The sequence below is a fragment of the Mesorhizobium sp. M7A.F.Ca.ET.027.03.2.1 genome (assembly GCF_003999175.1).
GTDB lineage: Bacteria > Pseudomonadota > Alphaproteobacteria > Rhizobiales > Rhizobiaceae > Mesorhizobium.
Genome location: NZ_RZOM01000974.1, coordinates 1 through 2,359, shown reverse-complemented (window position 1 = coordinate 2,359; position 2,359 = coordinate 1). Strand labels below are relative to the sequence as shown.

Below are 2,359 nucleotides of genomic sequence, written 5' to 3'. Positions count from 1 at the left end.
CACCGCCAGCACGCACATCGGCTCGACGCGAGCTGTCCAGAAGCGGGCAGCTGCGGCCGGCAGCATCATCAGCCCAACCGACAGAAGCGTGCCGAGTGCCTGGAAGCCGCCGACAAGGTTGAGCACGACAATGCCGAGGAAGATGAAATGCACCGGACTGCCGAGCCGGCTGACCGAGCGCAGGAACAGCGGGTCGAGGCATTCGGCGACCAGCGCCCGCCAGAAGATGGCGAGGCTGACCAGCGTCACCGCGACGATGCCGCCGATCAACGTCAGGGCCTCATCGTTGAGCGCCAGCACGGTGCCGAACAGCACATGCATGAGATCGACGCTGGACCCGCGGATCGACACCATCAGCACGCCGACGGCGAGCGAAATCAGATAGAACGCCGCCATCGAGGCATCCTCGCGCTGTATGGTGAAGCGCGAAACGGCGCCGGCGCCGAGCGCGACGATGACGCCGGCGATCAGGCCGCCGATGGTCATCGGCAGGATCTCCAGCCCATAGAACAGGAAGCCGGCGGCCGCGCCGGGCAGGATTGCATGCGCCATCGCGTCGCCCGACAGGCTCATGCGCCGCAGCATCAGGAAGACGCCGATAGGGCAGGCGCCGAGCGACAGCATCAGCGAACCGATCAAAGCCCGCTGCATGAAGCCGAAATCGGCGAAGGGCGCGATGACAAGACCGTAAAGCATGTCCATCAGGCAGCCCTCGGTCCGACGCCGTGTCGATGGTCATGGTGATCGTGGCCATGGTGATCGTCACCATGAGCGTCCTCGCCCGGCTCGCACCAGGGTGCATTTTCTTCCCAGGCTTCGTGGAAGCGGCGGGCGCGCAACAGGTTGTCAGGTTTCAGCGTTTCCCTGGTTTCGCCCCAGGCGATCGGCTGGCGGGCGAGAAGCAGCGTTTCGGGGAAATTCTGCCGCACCAGGTCCAGATCGTGGACGACAACCATGATGGTGCGTTCCTCGCCGTGCCAGTGCTTGATCAGGGCAATGAGGTCGCCGACCGTCTTGGCGTCGACGGCGTTGAAGGGTTCGTCGAGCAGGATGAGGTCGGCGTCCTGCAGCAGGACGCGCGCAAACAGCGTGCGCTGCAACTGACCGCCCGACAGCGTGTCGATCGGGCGCTTTTCAAAGCCGCCGAGGCCGACCGCCATCAGCGCCTTGCTGACGTCATCGCGATCTTCCTTGGTGTAGCGGCCAAGCAGGCCGCGTCGTGGCCACAGGCCGAGCGAAACCAGATCGACCACCCGTGCCGGAAAGGAGCGGTCGAGCTCCGATTGCTGCGGCAGATAGGCGGCACGTACACCGGGCGCGCGGATAACCTCGCCGGCCATTGGCTTCAGGACGCCGACAATGCCTTTCATCAGCGTCGATTTGCCGGAGCCATTGGCGCCGACCACAGCGGTCAGCGAGCCCTTGCGGATGGTGCCGTCGAGATGATGGATCGCCGGATGGCTGCCGTAGCCAAGCGTCAGGTCGCGGAATGTCAGGCAGGTATTTGTCATTCTGCGATCCGTAGGCGGCGAAATCCGGCTGCTGGCAGCGGCCGATTGGATATGTGATGTTATTACATTAGTCAACAAGCCAATCCGGCGGAATTGCGGCCGCGGGGCAACTTGCCGTGTGTGCATGCCATATGCCGTTGGCCCAAGGGGATTCGACCTGGCGACCTTGCCCCAAGCCGGCCGCGACTCTAAAGAAGCGCAACCGTCACAGGAAGGAACCATCCAATGAGCATTCGTCGCATCGATGTCGGCCCGCGCATGAGCCAGATCGTCATCCATGGCAATACCGTCTATCTGGCTGGTCAGGTCGGCCAGCCAACCGGCAACGTCGCTTCGCAGACCAGGGACATCCTGGCGGCTGTCGACGAATTGCTGGCCAAGGCTGGCTCCGACAAGACCAAGATCCTGCAGGCGATCATCTGGCTGGCCGACATGAGCACCTTTGCCGAGATGAACGCGGAATGGGACAAGTGGGTGCCGCAGGGCAACACGCCAGCCCGTGCCACCGGCGAAGCAAAGCTCGCCACCCCGGACTATCTGGTCGAGATTATTATTACCGCCGCGATTTGAGTTTTTACCCTCCCCCTTGTGGGGAGGGTCGCTGCAAAGCAGCGGGGTGGGGGTCGGCGCCGCACCCCCACCCCGTTTCGCCACCATTGCTTCGCAATGCCGGCTCGCCGACCCTCCCCACAAGGGGGAGGGTGAAGAAAGACTACCCCTGCGGCCTGAACCTTGCCACCAGCGTGTGGCTCTCGGCCGCGTAGGTAAAGCGCACATGGGTGACCGGATGTTCGGCGCTCCATGTCCGTCGCTCGACCACCAGGCACGGCGCGCCGGCTTCGATGTCG

4 protein-coding genes are annotated in these 2,359 nt (G+C 64.0%); 1 reads left to right on the top strand and 3 read right to left on the bottom strand.

Going from position 1 to position 2,359, the window contains the following annotated elements:
- Together EN750_RS29845 and aztA are read right to left on the bottom strand one after the other, a co-directional pair.
- Positions 1 to 702: metal ABC transporter permease (locus tag EN750_RS29845; RefSeq protein ID WP_145968038.1), on the bottom strand; the 702-nt coding region annotated here is incomplete at its 3' end.
- Positions 702 to 1,511: a zinc ABC transporter ATP-binding protein AztA gene (gene aztA, locus EN750_RS29840; RefSeq protein ID WP_127322948.1), complete on the bottom strand. Its 810-nt coding sequence runs from the start codon at positions 1,509 to 1,511 to the stop codon at positions 702 to 704. The genes aztA and EN750_RS29845, both read right to left, overlap by 1 nt.
- 225 nt (positions 1,512 to 1,736) lie before the next feature.
- On the opposite strand from aztA, the gene EN750_RS29835 reads away from it, so the two are divergent.
- Positions 1,737 to 2,081 carry a RidA family protein gene (locus tag EN750_RS29835; RefSeq protein WP_127271894.1) on the top strand — a complete coding sequence of 115 codons (345 nt, stop codon included), beginning with the start codon at positions 1,737 to 1,739 and terminating at the stop codon, positions 2,079 to 2,081.
- A gap of 142 nt (positions 2,082 to 2,223) precedes the next feature.
- Here EN750_RS29835 and EN750_RS29830 read toward each other — a convergent pair.
- A partial coding sequence (locus tag EN750_RS29830; protein WP_127398884.1) for a UTRA domain-containing protein occupies positions 2,224 to 2,359 on the bottom strand: 136 nt, incomplete at its 5' end.

Coding starts and splice junctions, on each gene's coding strand:
- aztA (WP_127322948.1), bottom strand. CDS start 1,511: ATGACAAATACCTGCCTGACATTCCGCGACCTGACGCTTGGCTACGGC.
- EN750_RS29835 (WP_127271894.1), top strand. CDS start 1,737: ATGAGCATTCGTCGCATCGATGTCGGCCCGCGCATGAGCCAGATCGTC.